The following is a 14,750-nucleotide window of genomic DNA, read 5'->3' as shown; positions in this document are numbered from 1 at the left end:
CGCCCGGCCGCGGCGAACTTGCCGGGCGACCGGGCCGCGCACGCCGGCCAGAATCGCGTACCGTTGCCGCTCATGGGTGTGTCGCAACGGTTCAAGAGCAAGTTCCGGCGGTTCCTCCAGCGCCCCGGCTCGACCGTGGATCTTGCTCCGCTGGAGAAACTGCTCCCGGCGATCGAGGCGCGCGAGGCTGAGCTCACCGCGCTCGACGACGCCGAGCTGACCGCGGCAGCGGGTGCCGCCGCCGGTTACGAGGAGATCTGCGCCGTCGGCCGTGAGGCCGCCCGCCGCGGCCTCGACCAGCGGCCGTACGACGTGCAGCTGCTCGGCGCGATGTCGCTGCTCTCCGGCAAGGTCGCCGAGATGGCCACCGGTGAGGGCAAGACACTGACCGCGACGATCGCCGCGTACGGGCACGTCCGGCTCGGCAACGGCCCGGTGCACGTGCTCACCATCAACGACTATCTGGCCCGCCGCGACGCCCAGTGGATGGAGCCGGTCTACACCCTGCTCGGCCTCACCGTCGGCTGGGTCAACGAGGCCTCCACCCCGCAGGAGCGGCGCGACGCGTACGCCTGCGACGTCACCTACGTCTCGGTCAGCGAGGCGGGCTTCGACTACCTGCGCGACCAGCTGGTCACCGACGTGGAAGACCGGGTGCAGCCCGCGCTGACCACCGCCATCGTCGACGAAGCCGACTCGATCATGATCGACGAGGCCCGGGTGCCGATGGTCCTGGCCGGCGCGGTGCCGGGCGAGCAGGACCCGGTGCACGCCGCCGCCGCGCTCGTCCGTGGCCTGCGCAAGGACAAGCACTACACGGTCGCCGAGGACGGGCGCAGCGTGGCGTTCACCTCCGCCGGCCTGGCCGCCATGGAGGCCAAGCTCGGCATCGACCTGTACGACGAGGAGCACGTCGAGCAGCTCTCCGCGGTCAACGTGGCGCTGCACGCGCACGCCCTGCTGCACCGTGACGTGGACTACATCGTCCGGGACGGCTCCGTCGAGCTGGTCGACGAGATGCGCGGCCGGGTGGCCCAGCGCCGCCGCTGGCCGGACGGTCTCCAGGCCGCTGTCGAGGCCAAGGAGGGGCTGGACGCCACCGCCGAGGGCGAGGTGCTCGGCACCATCGCCATGCAGGCGTACATCGCGCTCTACCCGAAGGTGTGCGGGATGACCGCCACCGCGGTGCTCGTCGGCGACCAACTGCGGGAGTTCTTCAGCCTCGAGGTCGCGGTGATCCCGCCGAACACCCCGTGCATCCGCGAGGACGAGCCGGACCGCATCTACGCCACCCGGGCGGAGAAGGACGAGGCGCTCGTCGACGAGATCCAGCGCGCGCACGCCAAGGGGCGGCCGGTGCTGATCGGCACCCTGGACGTCAAGGAGTCCGAGGGGCTCGCCGCCGGGCTGAACGCCGCCGGGGTGCCGTGCGTCGTGCTGAACGCCAAGAACGACGACGAAGAGGCCACGATCATCGCCGAGGCCGGCGCGTACGGCGCGGTCACCGTCTCCACCCAGATGGCCGGCCGTGGCGTCGACATCCGCCTCGGCGGCAGCGACCAGACCGACCAGGAGCGGGTCGCCGAGCTGGGCGGGCTCTACGTGATCGGCAGCGGCCGGCACGACAGCCGCCGGGTGGACGACCAGTTGCGTGGTCGGGCCGGCCGGCAGGGCGACCCGGGTGGCTCGGTCTTCTTCGTCAGCCTGGAGGACGACCTCGTCGTCCGGCACGCCGCCGACTCGGTGCCGGCGTCACCGCGGATGAACGCCGACGGTCTGGTGACCGACGAGCAGGTCGACTACGCGGTGGAGCACGCCCAGCGGGTCGCCGAGGGCGTCAACCACGAGATCCACCGCAACACCTGGCGCTACAGCGTGGTGATCGAGCAGCAGCGCAAGGCCCTTGCCGCGCGCCGGGAGCGGCTGCTGACCAGCGACGTGGCCGCGGTGATGCTGCTGGAGAAGGAGCCCGAAAAGGCCGGCGAGATGGACGAGGACCTGCTCGCCCGTGCCGCCCGGTCGATCGCGCTCTACCACCTGGACCGTCTCTGGGCCGAGCACCTGGCCGAGCTGTCCGAGGTCCGCGAGGGCGTGCACCTGCGCGCACTGGGCCGGCTCGACCCGCTGGACGAGTTCCACCGGGCTGCGGTGCCGGCGTTCAACGACCTGATCCCGGCGATCGAGGCCCGCACCATCGCCACCTTCACCGAGACCGAATTCGATGAGGACTGGCAGCCCGACGACGGCACCCTGGTCCGGCCCACCGCGACCTGGACGTACCTGGTGCACGACAACCCGTTCGGGTCCGAGCTCGACCGTCTGATCGCGTCGATCGGGCGGCGGCTCGGCGGCGGCTCGCGCTGACGTTTCGACGCTCGGGGCCCCGACCGCGCTTCCGCGCGCGACCGGGGCCCCGATTTACGCCGTTTCGACCCAGGTTTCCCAGGGTAGTAGGGCTGGTCGGTCGAGTCGGGAAGAGAGCAGACGATGACACAGGTGACGAAGCGTACCGGTCAGGCGCGAGACGGCACGGAGGCTGCGAACCGGTGAACCTCGACACGCGGGAACCGGTGGTGCACACCCTTGGTGTGCTGGAAGCAGCCGCACTGTTGCGGGAGCTGACTGCCGGGCTGATCGCCCTGACCGACTTTGATGAGGCGCTGCTGGCCCTGGTCCGCGTCACGCGGGACGCCGTCGCCGGGGTGCGCTGGTGCGGGTTCACCGCCCTGCGGGCCGGCGAGCCGGCCGGGGTGGCCGCCTCCGACGAGGGGCTGGCCGGGCTGGACGACCTGCGACACGGGCCGGACACGCCGGCGATGAGCGCGATCCACCTCCGCGAGATGATCCTCGCCGCCGACCTGACCGGTGAGCCCCGCTGGCCGGCCTGGACGGCGCACGCCCGCGACCTCGGCGTACGCGGGGTGATCTCCGCACCGGTCGACATCGACGACCAGGTCATCGGGGCGATCAACCTGTACGCCGCCGCGCCGGACCTGCTGACCCCGCAACACCAGTTGACCGCGATGCTGCTCGCCGAACACGCCGGTCTGCTGCTCGCCGCCGTCCGTGACCGCAACCGACAGCTCACCCTCGCAGGTGTTCGGGACGCCTCACTCCTGCACGACGGGGTGGTCGGCCAGGCCGTCGGCGTCATCATGACGCAGCGCGGGTGCCCTCCGGCCGAGGCCCTCGACGTGCTGCGGACCGCCGCCTCGTCGCTCGACATCCCGCTGCGCGAGGTGGCCGAGCGCCTGGTCCGGACGGTCTCCCGCCAACGCGACAACTGACCCCGGCCGGCATCTCCACCGTGGCGCCGCCCGTGATCGACGCGAAGTCCTTGAACCCGCGGTGTCACAGTCGCGCGGACGCCCCGACTTCCGGGAACCCGAGTTGGTCAGCGCTGGTCACGCTGCGGCTTCGGTGCCCGTTCTTTCTGCTGCCGGCGAGTCGGGCGGCATCGTTTCGTCGCGACCGCCCTCGGGTAGCACTCTGGTCAGGTGAGCTGCGCCGACCCGGGGGAGGACCGATGCAGAGCCGGCTGCGGGTGCAGGGGCACCCGATCCAACCAATGCTCGTGACCTTCCCGCTCGGGCTCTTCGTCAGCGCCACCGTTTTCGACCTCACCGACGTCGTCGGCGGGCCCGCGTTCCTCGGCGAGGTCGGCTACTGGACGGGCGTCGCCGCGCTCGTCGCCGCCGCCCTGACCGCCGTGGCCGGCATGGTCGACCTGTGGGACGTGCCGGGCGACCGTACCCGCCGCACCGCTGTCGCCTTCAACCTGGTGAACGCGCTGATGGCAGCCATGTTCCTGCTCACCTGCCTGGTCCGGTCACACTCCCCGCAACGCGGCGCGTCGGTCACGATCCTGGCCACCGAGCTGGTCGCGTTGGCCGTCGGCGCGGTCGGCGTGCACCTGGGCGCACGGCTGATGCGTCAGTTCGACAGCGGACGTACCGAGACCGGCGGCCTGGACGCGCTCGCCGGCATCCGTACGGCTGGTCGGCCCACGATCCGCTGACACCTTCGCTCCCGAAGATCTCGCGCCTGCCACGTAGGCACCGCACGGCGCCGCTTACACCGCGCCTCGCCAGCTCGCGGGCTTTCCCCCGGGCGGACCTGGCCGAGCCGCACGACATGGGCCCCGAAGGCGCTCGGATCCTCCAGTCCGCGCGTGAGGAGCAGAGGCTCACGGGCACCCTCGGCCGGGCGGCGGCAATTGGGTTGCCGGCCGGGTGACCGGCCGCGAGGCTGACCGCCATGACCGCTGAGCGTGACGCCGAGGACTTGATCGCAGAGGCAGCCGCCGCGCCCGTCGATGGTTGGGGCTTCGACTGGCTGGCCGGCCGGGCCACCGAGGAGCGTCCACCCTGGGGGTACGCCCGGCTGGTCGCCGACCGGATGGCGCGGGCCGACGCGGCGCTGGACGTGGACACCGGCGGCGGGGAGGTGCTCGCCGAAGTGCCGCGTCCCCCAAAATTGCTGACGGCGACCGAGGCGTGGCCGCCGAACGTTGAGGTCGCCCGCCGGACCCTGCGTCGGGTCGGCGCGACGGTGGTCGCGGTCGCCCCGGACGGGCCGCTGCCGTTTCGCGACGCCTCGTTCGACCTGGTGGTCAGCCGGCATCCGGTGCGTACCGACTGGGTTCAGACGGCACGGGTGCTGCGGCCCGGAGGGACGTTCCTGTCCCAGCAGATCGGCGCCGGCACCATGCGGGAGCTGAGTGAGGCGATCCTCGGGCCGTTGCCACCGCCGACCCAGCGGCACCCCGAACACGCGGTCGCCGCCGCCGAGGCCGCTGGCCTGCGGGTGGTCGACCTGCGGCGGGCCACGCTGCGGGCGACGTTCGCCGACATCGGCGCGGTGGTCTGGTTCCTGCGCAAGGTGATCTGGACCGTGCCCGGGTTCACTGTCGACCGCTACCGCGCACCTCTGCGCGACCTCCACCACCGCATCGCCGAAGAGGGCCCTTTCGTCGCCCACGCCCAACGCTTCCTCATCGAGGCCACCCACCCCTGAACCACCCCACCCCACGCCCCCCCCACCCCCCGCACGCGTCGATCTTGCACTTTCTGTCCCGGCAAAAGCCGTCCAGAAGGGCAATCCGACCACCGAAACTGCAAGATCGACGAGGGCGGGGCGGGGCGGGACGGGACGAGGCAGGGCGGGGCGAGGGCCGGGTGGGGTTAGTGGGGGTGGGTTTGGTGGTGGGTTGCCAGGACGTCGGCGCCGAAGTCGCTGGCGGGACGGCGCAGCACGGTGTGTGCGTGGTTGCCGTCCGCTGTGGTGTTGTCGTACTCGATCAGCAGGTCGTCACCCTGCACCCGGTAGTAGTGCCGCCGCCCGGGGTGGGTCGGGCCGGCCCAGGCGAAGTGCAACGGGCCGGAGTCCAGTCGGGTCGCTTCCCGGATGGCCAACTCGGGCGGCAACCGGTCGAGGTAGAGGGCGACCACCTGGTCGAGCAGGGCGCGGCCGGTCGGTCCCAGCCGCTGTGCCGGTACGCCGAGGGGCTCCAGCGGCGCGTCGACCCGCCCACGGGTGGCGCTGATGATGTCCGCCGGCGCCTCGTCGGCGATGATCGCGGCGGCCCGCTCGGCGGGGCCCAGCGCGTCGAGCAGGGCGCGGGCCAGGTCCTCTTCGACACCGAGTGGGCGGGAGACCGGCCGGCCGGCGTAGCGGACCGCGGCCGGGTTGGCGCCGAAGAAGATCGGCGCGGGGGAGACCTGACCGTCCACCACTGTCATGTTCACCGACAGGTGGTGCCCTTCGAGTCGCCACGCCCAACGGTCGTCGCGTGCGGGGTCACCGAACACGGCCACCCAGTAGTCGGCGCTGTGCCGCCCGCGCTGCCAGCCCTCGGCCCGGTCCAGCACCTCCTCCAGCGAGATGATCGCCATCGCCTGTGCGTACGCCGAGTGGCTGAGCGCGGTGGCCAGCAACCGGTGCGCGGCCTTGCGGGCGGTGACGTCGAGTTCGGCGAGGCAGACGCCCGGTCGGGGTCGGGGCCGGTATTCCAGCCAGCGTCGGGCCGCCTCGTCGTCGAACGAGTGCACGGCGCTCTCGCGGGCGGCGGGGTCGAGCGCGGTCAGCAGCGCGGTCGCGGCCGTCCGCATCTGCTCCGGCAGGGGATCTTCCACCGACCCTGTATACCGGCCGGCCGTGCCGGTGTCAGCCGACGCGCAGCAGCTCTGTCATCTCCGGCAGGTCGAAGAAGCGCGCCGTCTCGATGGCCGACGGGTTGCCGTGTGCCGGATCCGCGCCGGCGGCGAGGAGCGCGCGGACCGCTTCGGCGCTGCTGCGGAAGACCGCCGCTGCCAACGCGGTCTGACCTCGGTCGTTGGCTCGGGTGTGGTCGGCGCCGCGGCTGAGCAGGGCGGCCACCGTGTCCGGTCGGGAGTGGTACGCGGCCAGGATGAGCAGCGTGTCGCCCTTGTCGTTGGTGAGGTTGACCGGCAGGCCGGCGTCGATCTGCGCCGCCAGTTCGTCGGTGGCGCCAGCGCGGGCCAGGTCGAACATCCGGTGCGCGAACGCCAGCGTCTCGGCGTCGAGGTTCTCGGTCACCGGTCCAGGTTAGCCACACCGGTCCTGATAGGTTGCTCGGCCGGCGCGCAGGGTGAGGGGTCCGATGGGTGAGACGGTGTACGTGGGCAACGCGGGCGTCGACGGCGCCACCAACGCTGGTTGGTTGCTCGGGCACTTCGCGCCGCCGGGGGAGATCCGGCACAGCACCGACGTCGAGGTGAAGTGGGGTGTGCATCCGCCCGGGCAGGCCCGGGCGCGGTGGGCGACCGGCGAGGTGCGCACCACTCTGCTCGTACTCGTCGAGGGGTGTTTCCGGGTGGAGCTGCCGGACCGGACGGTACGGCTGGCCGCTCCGGGCGACTACGTGGTGTGGGCCCGTGGGGTGGACCATTCCTGGTTCGCCGAGCGCGCGTCGGTGGTGTTGACAGTGCGCTGGCCCTCGTTGCCGGGCTACCGCACGGACCCGCCGGTGCTGCGCTGATTCACCCGAGCGGATGACCTGCGTCCCATCAGACGGAATTACCTACTAAACCTATAGGCTTTGCCGTCTAGAGTACGAGAGCACCCCGCCGAACGACCCGCGAGGAACCGCCATGACGCACCACCGTCCGGAGCCCGACCTGCTCACCGTTGCCGCCGGGTGGGCCGACCCGGCCGGCTGGCCGGTCGCGCTGCGCTTCGATCCAGCCGAGCGCTGGTACGCCCGCCTCGCCGCCGGCGACGAACACGAGGTGTGGGCGCTGAGCTGGCTGCCCGGGCAGGGCACCGACCTGCACGACCACGGCGGCTCCTCCGGAGCGTTCCGGGTGGTCAGCGGCGTGCTCACCGAGGAGACGGTCAGCGCCGGCCGACTGCGCCCCCGACTGTTGCCGGCAGGTGCGGGCCGCCGCTTCGGCCCCCGGCACGTGCACCAGGTGACCAACCGGGGCGTCGAACCGGCGGTCAGCGTGCACGTCTACCGGCCGGCGCTGCTGCGGATGACCCGCTATCACCTCCTCGACGGGCGGCTGCGGGTCGCCGAGGTCGCCGAGGCCGGTCGGTCCTGGTAGTCGCGCGCCCCGAGAACCCCCCTGTCACCGGAAGGAATCCGAGAATGCAGACAACCGCCGAGCACTGTCCCGCCCCCGTGCCGCCGCCACCGGGCTCCCGGGGCATCGACGAGATCCTGGCCGCCGCGCGGGCCCGGCTGCGCCGGCTGGACCCGGAGCGGGCGCACCTCGCGTACCGGAGCGGAGCGCTGCTCGTCGACATCCGCCCGGCGGCGCAGCGGGCCGCGCACGGCGTGGTGCCGGGCTCTCTCATCGTCGAACGCAACGTGCTGGAGTGGCGCTTCGACCCACGCTGCGCGGCCCGGCTGCCGCAGGCCGTCGACTACGACGTGCCGGTGGTGATCCTCTGTCAGGAGGGCTACACCTCGTCGCTCGCCGCCGCCGCGTTGCAGGACGTCGGCCTGCACCGGGCCACCGATGTGGTCGGTGGGTTCGCGGCCTGGCGCATCGCCGGCCTACCGGCCCTCGGCCCGACCCCACTGCACCACCCTTCACCCCTCGCGTCCCCGGTCAACGCCGGGTGGGCGCGCCGCTGACCGTCACGCCACACCCGGCGTGGCGCGCGTACCGCCACTCAGGAGGCACCATGTCCGTCGTCGCCATCCCCACGCGCCGTCACCCCGGCGTGCGCCCGTCGGCCCGTCCGCGCACCAGCCCGACCCTGACCATCACCCTCGACCTCGTCCCCGGGCCGCTGAGCCCCCGGCTGGCCCGGCTCGTGCAACTGCTCGGCGAGCTGGCCGAATCGGGGGAGGGTCAACTGCGTGCCGTGGAGGAGCCCGCGTCGGGGCCGCGACCGGCCCCGCGCCCCGCTGCACCGGATCACGTCCGCATCCTGGCCGGCTCGCGGATGGTCCGCCAGGGTGACCGGGTCATCGCGCTGACCCGCATCGAGTACGAGCTGCTGCTGTTCCTGGCCGAGCGACCCCGCCGGGTGTTCACCCGCCTGCAACTGCTCTCCAGCGTCTGGGGCTACGAGCACGCGGTGGCCCGGACGGTGGACGTGCACGTCCGCCGGCTGCGCGCCAAGCTGGCCGGCTCGGAGGTGGTCACCACCGTCTACGGCGTCGGCTACCGGCTGGCCGACGAGGCCCTGATCAGCGTGGATCACAGCAGCTGAGCCCTGGTCCAGAGGCGATGTGACCGCCTGGTGAACCGGTCGGGGACCCCCGTAACGGGGCATGTCGACGACTCTGCTGTAATCATCAGGACTCGTACGCAGAGCGAGCATCCGGCTCCGATGCGTTCGTCAATTGTCACATTCATGCAACGCAGCCGCCTCTTGACCCTCGCCCAGGCGCCGGGAAGCATCGATGAAGCGGCGTCCCGGGCCGTGGGGAGATACCCGGACCAGCCCAAGGAGGACCATGTCGGTCAGCCCCGCCTCGTCGCGTGCCGGATGGCATACGTCCCAACCCGCGGTGCCCGGTCGACCTCCCGGCGGCCAGCGTCGCCCGGCGAACACCGCCGCGCCCGTGCTCACTGTGACGCTGTCCATCCCGCTGGCCTGTGAGGAGTCGCTGACCCCGGCGGCACGCCGGCTGTTGGAGGCCGCTCGCGAGATGCTGGAGCGGGGCGAAGGCGTGATCATCGGCTCGGTCCCGACCGAACGCCGCCCCGACCAGGCGCCCGCCAACCGGTCGCCGGCCCGCCCGATCAGCCCGACCATCCCCGCCCTGCACATCCTCGCCTCGTCGCGCTCGGTGCTGCGCGACGAGGAGCCGCTGCCGCTGACCCGGCTGGAGTTCGACCTGCTGCTGCACCTGGTCGCCCACCCGCGCCGGGTGTTCACCCGCCTGCAACTGCTCAACGCTGTCTGGGGCTACGAGCACGCCGGCGTGCGCACCGTCGACGTGCACGTGCGTCGGCTTCGCGGCAAGGTCGGCGTCGACGTCCCACTGGTCACCACCGTCTACGGCGTGGGTTACCGGCTGGCCGACGACGCCCGGGTCACCATCGACCGCAGCGGCTGACCGGCGACACCCGCGTACCCGGCGCGGGGCAGGATGGTCCGGTGCGCATCCGCCCCATCTCGCCCGACCTGCTCGTCACCGAGCTGACCGGCCGGCTGGCCGACGCGGCGACCCGCGCCGCGAGCGCCGCCGCCGGGCCCGCGCGGCTGCGGGTGGCAGTGGACGGCGCCCCCGCCGCCGGCGCCGACGAGCTGGCCGCGGCGCTAGTCGACCCGCTGCGCGCGCAGGGCCACCCGGTGCTGCACGTCCGCGCCACCGACTTCCTGCGCCCCGCGTCGCTGCGCTTCGAGCTGGGGCGCACCAACCCGGACTCCTTCTACGAGGCCTGGGTCGACGAGGCCGGGCTGCGCCGGGAGGTGCTCGACCCGGCCGCTGCGGGCGGCAGCGGCCGGCTGCTCCCGTCGCTCTGGGACGCCGACGCCGACCGGGCCAGCCGTGCCCGCTACGTCGACCTGGCACCCGGCGGTGTCGTCCTGGTCAGCGGCTCGCTGCTGCTCGGCGGCGGCCTGCCGTTCGACGTGACCGTCCACCTGGAGTTGTCCCCGGCGGCGCTTCGCCGACGCACCGAAGCGGCCCAGCAGTGGGCGCTGCCGGCCTTCGACCGGTACGCCGAGGAGGTCGTCCCGGCGAGCTTCGCCGACGTCGTGGTACGCGCCGACGACCCCCGCCGACCGGCGCTCGTGGAGCCCGGCGAGAACGACTGACAACAACCGAGAATTTGTCGGTTTGCCCGGCTGGTCCGGCGGGTACTCGCCCGGCTCACAGAGCACGGGTGATCGCCCGCGCACCGAACGCGACCGTGACCGGGGCCCCGCGCCGCCGGCACCCGGTTCACCTTGTGCCACAGGCCCAGGAAAGGCAGGCAGCGATGCTCGTCCACGACACGGTCGGTACGGCCCGGTCCCAGACGGAGATCGACCAGATCCGACAGTCGCTCCAGGCACGCTACGACGAGCTGACCGCGGAGTACGACCACGCGGTGCTCCAGAGCCAGGTGCTGCGGCTGGTGGAGGTTGGCGACACCGCCGGGGACGACCAGGCCGACAGCGGCACCAAGACGGCCGAGCGGGACACCGCCCAGTCCCTGTTGCGCACCATCCTCGACCGCCGCGCCCAGTACGAGCACGCCCTCGGCCGGCTCGAGGAGGGCACCTACGGCTGGTGCGAGGGCTGCTCGGCGGCGATTCCGGTGGAGCGGCTGGAGATTTTCCCGTCCGCCACCACCTGTGTGACGTGCAAGCAGACTCGCGAGCGGCGGGCGGCCTGAGCCACCTCAGCGGTTGCCGGTCGGTCCGGGACGCGATGGACTTCAGCCATGGGTGACATCCTCGTGGGCACCGCGTCCTGGACCGACCGCACACTGCTGGACTCGGGGTGGTATCCGCAGACCGCCGACACCCCGGAGAAGCGGCTGGCCTACTACGCCAAGCAGTTCCCGCTGGTCGAAGTGGACGCCACCTACTACTCGCCGCCCGCCGAGGCGACCGCGCGGCTGTGGGCCGAACGCACCCCGGCCGGCTTCACCTTCAACGTCAAGGCGTTCAGCCTGCTGACCGGGCACCCCACCCGGGTCAGCGCGCTCTACAAGGACCTGCGCCCGGAGACGGACAAGAAGAACGTCTACCCCGACGACCTGCCCGCGCAGTCGTACGAGGAGGTGTGGACGCGTTTCCTGAGCGCGCTGGACCCGCTGGTCGAGGCCGACAAGCTGGGCGCGCTGCTGTTCCAGTTCCCACCCTGGTTCACCATCAAGCGGGCCAACAAGCAGTACCTGCTGGAGGTGGCGAAGCGCTGCGCGCCGCTGCGCCCGGTGTACGAGTTCCGGCACGCCTCCTGGTTCGACGGCGACAACGCCGACGAGACCCTGGCCTTTCTGCGCGAGCACAAACTGCCGTACGTCTGCGTGGACATGCCGCAGGGCCACCGTTCGTCGCTGCCCCCGGTGCTGGCCGCCACCGCGGACCTCGCGGTCATGCGCTTCCACGGGCACAGCGACAAGTGGACCAGCAAGGACATCCACGAGAAGTTCGGCTACCACTACTCCAGGCGCGAGTTGGCCGACTGGGCGCCGAAGCTGCGCGAGCTGGCCGACGAGGCAGGCCAGACCCACGTGCTCATGAACAACTGCTACCGCGACTACGCGCAGACCAACGCCACGACCCTCGCGGCTCTCCTCGACGTCGACTGACCTCACCCGATCAGGGTGGGGACGACTCACCCCACCCACAGGCAGGGTGGACGCGGTGGGTACGGCCGTCCACGGGCGGCCGACGCCGGAGACGACACGGAGGTGACGGGGATGACGGTTCGAGTGGTGACGGATCGACGGCGTGGTGCCGTCCTGCACGTGGTCGGCACGGCCGACAACGCCCGGCGCGCACCACAGGGCAGCCCGGTGCGGGCCCGCCGTGGCCCGGTGGGGCCGCCGCGTCGCGCCGACGACCGACGGTGGGACACCACGGAACGGGGGTCGACCGATGGCTGACTCGATGATCTCGGCGTTCGAGTCCTCGCTGGACAAGACGAACCTCATTCTCAAGGACATCGAGAACGCGTACGGCTGGCCGAAGGAACGGCGCAACCAGTCGTACGCGGCCCTGCGCACGGTGCTGCACCTGCTGCGCGACCGGCTGCCGGTGAACGAGAGCGTGGAGTTCGCCCAGCAGTTGCCGGTGCTGGTACGGGGCATCTACTTCGATGGCTGGGTGCCGTCCGACGTGCCGATCAAGCTCAACCGTGACGACTTCCTCTACGAGGTTCGGCAGGGCTTCCCGTACGACGCGGAGGGTGGCGCGGAGCGGGTGACGCAGGTGGTGCTGGACACGCTGCGCCGCCACGTCACCCAGGGTGAGTGGCAGGACGTGAAGGACACCATGCCCAAGGACCTCGCCACGATGATGCCGTGACGGTCTGACACACCGCGAGCCCGCCCGACCGCTGTCGGGCGGGCTCAGTCGTCCGCGGCGGGCACCCGCGACACCGGGTGCCCGGCCCGGCGGGCTGTTGGCCGCCAAGCCCAACGGCTAGCCAGGGACGAGCGCTGGAACCACTTCCACCGATGAGCGTGATGTCTGTGAGTCATCGTCATGACTCACAGACATCACGCTCATCGGAGTGAAGCCCGCCAGGCCATGCGCTCGGCGGGTCAGGGGTCCGTTGCGGCGGCCGGTGAGGGTGGGATAGACGCGTTCTCCTGACCTCGACCGTGGCGAACCCGGCTGCGAAGTGCTCCAGCCAGAGCCGCTGCGGCAGCCCCTGCGGATAGAAGCGCCCGCGCCAGTCCCGGTACTGCCAGCCGGACGTGTCCACCAGGATCACCCACCCATCCTGGCACTCTCCGCCGCCGCTCGCGAACTGCCCGTGTCGCCCCGGTTCGGCGTCTACGGTGAGGGTTAGAGAAGATCGCGCGTGGGGTACCACCCGCAACACGACGGACCCCGGCGTACGGCGGGGCGGCACACCCGAGGGAGTACCGATGGCACTCAACGATGACGACATGCAGACCACCGGCGGCGGCGGCGCGGAGGGTCCGGCCGACGGCGGCGCGACGCCCGGTCAGCACGACGGTGGCGCCGATGGCGGCGCGGAAGGTCCCGCCGATGGTGGTGCCACCCCGGGTCAGCACGACGGTGGCGCCGATGGCAGCGCGGAGGGTCCCGCCGACGGTGGTGCCACTCCCGGTCAGCACGACGGTGGCGCCGATGGCGGCGCGGAGGGTCCCGCCGATGGTGGTGCCACCCCGGGCCAGCAGGACGGTGGCGCTGACGGCAGCGCCCGGTAGCGGCTCGCCATGACCTACCTCGACCCGCCGGGCGGCCACCACGGCCGCCCGGCGGTTGCGTCCGCCGAGGCCACCGCGGCGCTGGCCCGCTGCGTCTCGGTCGAACCGGCCAAGTTCGCCGCCGCGCACTGGGGGCACACCCCGCTGCTGTCCCGAGCCGCCGAACTGCCCGACCCGGCCGGCTTCACCGACCTGCTCAGCCCCGCCGACGCCGACGACTTGCTGAGCCGGCGCGGTCTGCGTACCCCGTTCCTGCGCGTCGCCAAGGACGGGCAGCTGGTCGCGGCTTCGCGCTGGACCGGCGGTGGCGGCGCGGGCGCCGAGATCGGCGACCAGGTGCTCGACGAGCGGGTCCTGGAGCAGTACGCGTCCGGGGCCACCCTCGTGTTGCAGGGGTTGCACCGGATCTGGCCGCCGCTCATCGACTTCGCCCGCGACCTGGGCCTCGCGCTCAACCAGCCGCTGCAGATCAACGCTTACCTGACACCGGCCGGCAGCCAGGGCTTCGCCACCCACTACGACACCCACGACGTGTTCGTGCTCCAGGTCGATGGCCGCAAGCACTGGCGGATCCACCCGCCGGTCCTGCCCGACCCGTTGGAGAAGCAGCCGTGGGGTGGACGCGCCGACGAGGTCGGCGCCACCGCGCAGGGTCCGGCCGCGCTGGACGTGGTACTCGCCCCCGGTGACGCCCTCTACCTGCCCCGGGGTTGGCTGCACAGCGCGCAGGCACAGGACGCCAGCTCGCTGCACCTGACCGTGGGCATTCGCGCGCTCACCCGCTACGCCCTGGTCGAGGAGTTGCTGGCGCTGTCCGCCGAGGACCAGCGACTGCGGGCCAGCCTGCCGTTCGGCACCGACGTCGCCGACCCGGACGACATCGAGCCGGAGCTGACCGAGACCGTGGAGGCGTTGCGGGACTGGCTGCTGCGCGCCGACCCGAGCGCCGTCGCCGCGCGGTTGCGCCAGCGCGCCTGGCCGGCCGCCCGCCCGGCGCCGATCCGGCCGCTCGCCCAGGCCGACGCGCTGGCCACACTGGACGCCGACTCCCGGCTCACAGTGCGGCCGGGCCTGCGTTGGCAGCTCGTGCCGCACGGGTCGGACAGCGTGGCGCTGCGGCTCTTCGACCGCACCATCACCCTTCCGGCGAACTGCGAGCCGGCCGCCCGAGCGCTGCTCAGCGGAGTGGTCACCCGGGTCGGCGACCTGCCCGGCCTGCCCGACGACGCCGACCGGGTCACCCTGGCCCGCCGCCTGCTCCGCGAGGCGGTGCTCGTCCCGGCCTGACCGGCCGGTCGGCGATGATCGACCGTCCCGGCCGGACGGACTCGTCGGCCGTGATCGACTCGGTTCTCGGAAAGTCGCGGTGTCCGCCAGGCCGGAACAGCACGGTTCTCAGGAAGCCGAGTCGATCATCCCGCCGGAAGC

At 72.4% G+C, this 14,750-nt stretch carries 18 protein-coding genes; 16 read left to right on the top strand and 2 right to left on the bottom strand.

The window, feature by feature from the left end:
* The first annotated feature begins 72 nt into the window (after window positions 1-72).
* From secA2 to ACFYPG_RS21320, 4 genes are all read left to right on the top strand, one after another.
* Complete coding sequence (gene secA2, locus ACFYPG_RS21335) at window positions 73-2,364, top strand: accessory Sec system translocase SecA2 (protein WP_387353568.1); 2,292 nt, start codon at window positions 73-75, stop codon at window positions 2,362-2,364.
* A gap of 182 nt (window positions 2,365-2,546) precedes the next feature.
* A complete protein-coding gene (locus ACFYPG_RS21330) occupies window positions 2,547-3,287 on the top strand; it encodes a GAF and ANTAR domain-containing protein (RefSeq protein ID WP_355007878.1) in 741 nt (246 codons plus the stop codon).
* Window positions 3,288-3,526: 239 nt separating this feature from the next.
* A complete protein-coding gene (locus ACFYPG_RS21325) occupies window positions 3,527-4,018 on the top strand; it encodes a DUF2231 domain-containing protein (RefSeq protein WP_387353566.1) in 492 nt (163 codons plus the stop codon).
* A 239-nt stretch (window positions 4,019-4,257) separates the two neighbouring features.
* Window positions 4,258-5,016 (top strand): class I SAM-dependent methyltransferase, encoded by a 759-nt coding sequence (locus ACFYPG_RS21320; protein WP_387353565.1) that lies wholly within the window; start codon window positions 4,258-4,260, stop codon window positions 5,014-5,016.
* Between the two features lie 167 nt (window positions 5,017-5,183).
* Here the strand turns inward: ACFYPG_RS21320 and ACFYPG_RS21315 are convergent, their stop codons facing one another.
* Window positions 5,184-6,134: a DUF3500 domain-containing protein gene (locus ACFYPG_RS21315; protein WP_387353563.1), complete on the bottom strand. Its 951-nt coding sequence runs from the start codon at window positions 6,132-6,134 to the stop codon at window positions 5,184-5,186.
* Window positions 6,135-6,165: 31 nt separating this feature from the next.
* Window positions 6,166-6,558 carry an ankyrin repeat domain-containing protein gene (locus ACFYPG_RS21310; RefSeq protein ID WP_387353561.1) on the bottom strand — a complete coding sequence of 131 codons (393 nt, stop codon included), beginning with the start codon at window positions 6,556-6,558 and terminating at the stop codon, window positions 6,166-6,168.
* A gap of 64 nt (window positions 6,559-6,622) precedes the next feature.
* On the opposite strand from ACFYPG_RS21310, the gene ACFYPG_RS21305 reads away from it, so the two are divergent.
* The 12 genes from ACFYPG_RS21305 (at window position 6,623) to ACFYPG_RS21250 (ending at window position 14,609) form a co-directional block, all read left to right on the top strand.
* Complete coding sequence (locus ACFYPG_RS21305) at window positions 6,623-7,000, top strand: signal peptidase I (RefSeq protein WP_357204206.1); 378 nt, start codon at window positions 6,623-6,625, stop codon at window positions 6,998-7,000.
* Between the two features lie 112 nt (window positions 7,001-7,112).
* Window positions 7,113-7,568, top strand: coding sequence for a cysteine dioxygenase family protein (locus tag ACFYPG_RS21300; protein ID WP_355007884.1), 456 nt, complete (start codon window positions 7,113-7,115; stop codon window positions 7,566-7,568).
* Window positions 7,569-7,612: 44 nt separating this feature from the next.
* Entirely contained in the window at window positions 7,613-8,104 is a 492-nt protein-coding gene (locus tag ACFYPG_RS21295) for a rhodanese-like domain-containing protein (protein WP_387353560.1), read from the top strand.
* Window positions 8,105-8,154: 50 nt separating this feature from the next.
* Window positions 8,155-8,688: a winged helix-turn-helix domain-containing protein gene (locus tag ACFYPG_RS21290; protein ID WP_357204212.1), complete on the top strand. Its 534-nt coding sequence runs from the start codon at window positions 8,155-8,157 to the stop codon at window positions 8,686-8,688.
* 247 nt (window positions 8,689-8,935) lie between these two features.
* Complete coding sequence (locus ACFYPG_RS21285; protein WP_355007887.1) at window positions 8,936-9,541, top strand: winged helix-turn-helix domain-containing protein; 606 nt, start codon at window positions 8,936-8,938, stop codon at window positions 9,539-9,541.
* A gap of 41 nt (window positions 9,542-9,582) precedes the next feature.
* Complete coding sequence (locus tag ACFYPG_RS21280; protein ID WP_355007888.1) at window positions 9,583-10,245, top strand: uridine kinase; 663 nt, start codon at window positions 9,583-9,585, stop codon at window positions 10,243-10,245.
* A gap of 164 nt (window positions 10,246-10,409) precedes the next feature.
* Complete coding sequence (locus ACFYPG_RS21275; RefSeq protein WP_355007889.1) at window positions 10,410-10,808, top strand: TraR/DksA C4-type zinc finger protein; 399 nt, start codon at window positions 10,410-10,412, stop codon at window positions 10,806-10,808.
* A gap of 48 nt (window positions 10,809-10,856) precedes the next feature.
* A complete protein-coding gene (locus tag ACFYPG_RS21270) occupies window positions 10,857-11,729 on the top strand; it encodes a DUF72 domain-containing protein (protein WP_355007890.1) in 873 nt (290 codons plus the stop codon).
* A gap of 111 nt (window positions 11,730-11,840) precedes the next feature.
* Window positions 11,841-12,026 (top strand): hypothetical protein, encoded by a 186-nt coding sequence (locus ACFYPG_RS21265; protein ID WP_112676583.1) that lies wholly within the window; start codon window positions 11,841-11,843, stop codon window positions 12,024-12,026.
* Window positions 12,019-12,447: a DUF2267 domain-containing protein gene (locus ACFYPG_RS21260; protein ID WP_091408397.1), complete on the top strand. Its 429-nt coding sequence runs from the start codon at window positions 12,019-12,021 to the stop codon at window positions 12,445-12,447. The genes ACFYPG_RS21265 and ACFYPG_RS21260 overlap by 8 nt, the downstream gene beginning before the upstream one ends.
* A 569-nt stretch (window positions 12,448-13,016) precedes the next feature.
* Window positions 13,017-13,322 (top strand): hypothetical protein, encoded by a 306-nt coding sequence (locus ACFYPG_RS21255; RefSeq protein WP_091408405.1) that lies wholly within the window; start codon window positions 13,017-13,019, stop codon window positions 13,320-13,322.
* Window positions 13,323-13,331: 9 nt separating this feature from the next.
* The gene (locus ACFYPG_RS21250) at window positions 13,332-14,609 is read left to right on the top strand and encodes a cupin domain-containing protein (protein WP_387353556.1); all 1,278 of its coding nucleotides are present in this window, start codon (window positions 13,332-13,334) and stop codon (window positions 14,607-14,609) included.
* Window positions 14,610-14,750 lie beyond the last annotated feature (141 nt).

This window comes from Micromonospora sp. NPDC005553, from assembly GCF_042871765.1.
Taxonomy (GTDB): Bacteria; Actinomycetota; Actinomycetes; order Mycobacteriales; family Micromonosporaceae; genus Micromonospora.
This window is presented reverse-complemented; position numbering and strand designations above follow the sequence as displayed.

Bases quoted from the DNA above. Each gene is read 5' to 3' on its own strand.
- ACFYPG_RS21320 (WP_387353565.1), top strand. From the start codon at position 4,258: ATGACCGCTGAGCGTGACGCCGAGGACTTGATCGCAGAGGCAGCCGCC.
- ACFYPG_RS21270 (WP_355007890.1), top strand. From the start codon at position 10,857: ATGGGTGACATCCTCGTGGGCACCGCGTCCTGGACCGACCGCACACTG.
- ACFYPG_RS21305 (WP_357204206.1), top strand. From the start codon at position 6,623: ATGGGTGAGACGGTGTACGTGGGCAACGCGGGCGTCGACGGCGCCACC.
- ACFYPG_RS21325 (WP_387353566.1), top strand. From the start codon at position 3,527: ATGCAGAGCCGGCTGCGGGTGCAGGGGCACCCGATCCAACCAATGCTC.
- secA2 (WP_387353568.1), top strand. From the start codon at position 73: ATGGGTGTGTCGCAACGGTTCAAGAGCAAGTTCCGGCGGTTCCTCCAG.
- ACFYPG_RS21265 (WP_112676583.1), top strand. From the start codon at position 11,841: ATGACGGTTCGAGTGGTGACGGATCGACGGCGTGGTGCCGTCCTGCAC.
- ACFYPG_RS21300 (WP_355007884.1), top strand. From the start codon at position 7,113: ATGACGCACCACCGTCCGGAGCCCGACCTGCTCACCGTTGCCGCCGGG.
- ACFYPG_RS21295 (WP_387353560.1), top strand. From the start codon at position 7,613: ATGCAGACAACCGCCGAGCACTGTCCCGCCCCCGTGCCGCCGCCACCG.
- ACFYPG_RS21285 (WP_355007887.1), top strand. From the start codon at position 8,936: ATGTCGGTCAGCCCCGCCTCGTCGCGTGCCGGATGGCATACGTCCCAA.
- ACFYPG_RS21260 (WP_091408397.1), top strand. From the start codon at position 12,019: ATGGCTGACTCGATGATCTCGGCGTTCGAGTCCTCGCTGGACAAGACG.
- ACFYPG_RS21255 (WP_091408405.1), top strand. From the start codon at position 13,017: ATGGCACTCAACGATGACGACATGCAGACCACCGGCGGCGGCGGCGCG.
- ACFYPG_RS21290 (WP_357204212.1), top strand. From the start codon at position 8,155: ATGTCCGTCGTCGCCATCCCCACGCGCCGTCACCCCGGCGTGCGCCCG.
- ACFYPG_RS21275 (WP_355007889.1), top strand. From the start codon at position 10,410: ATGCTCGTCCACGACACGGTCGGTACGGCCCGGTCCCAGACGGAGATC.
- ACFYPG_RS21250 (WP_387353556.1), top strand. From the start codon at position 13,332: ATGACCTACCTCGACCCGCCGGGCGGCCACCACGGCCGCCCGGCGGTT.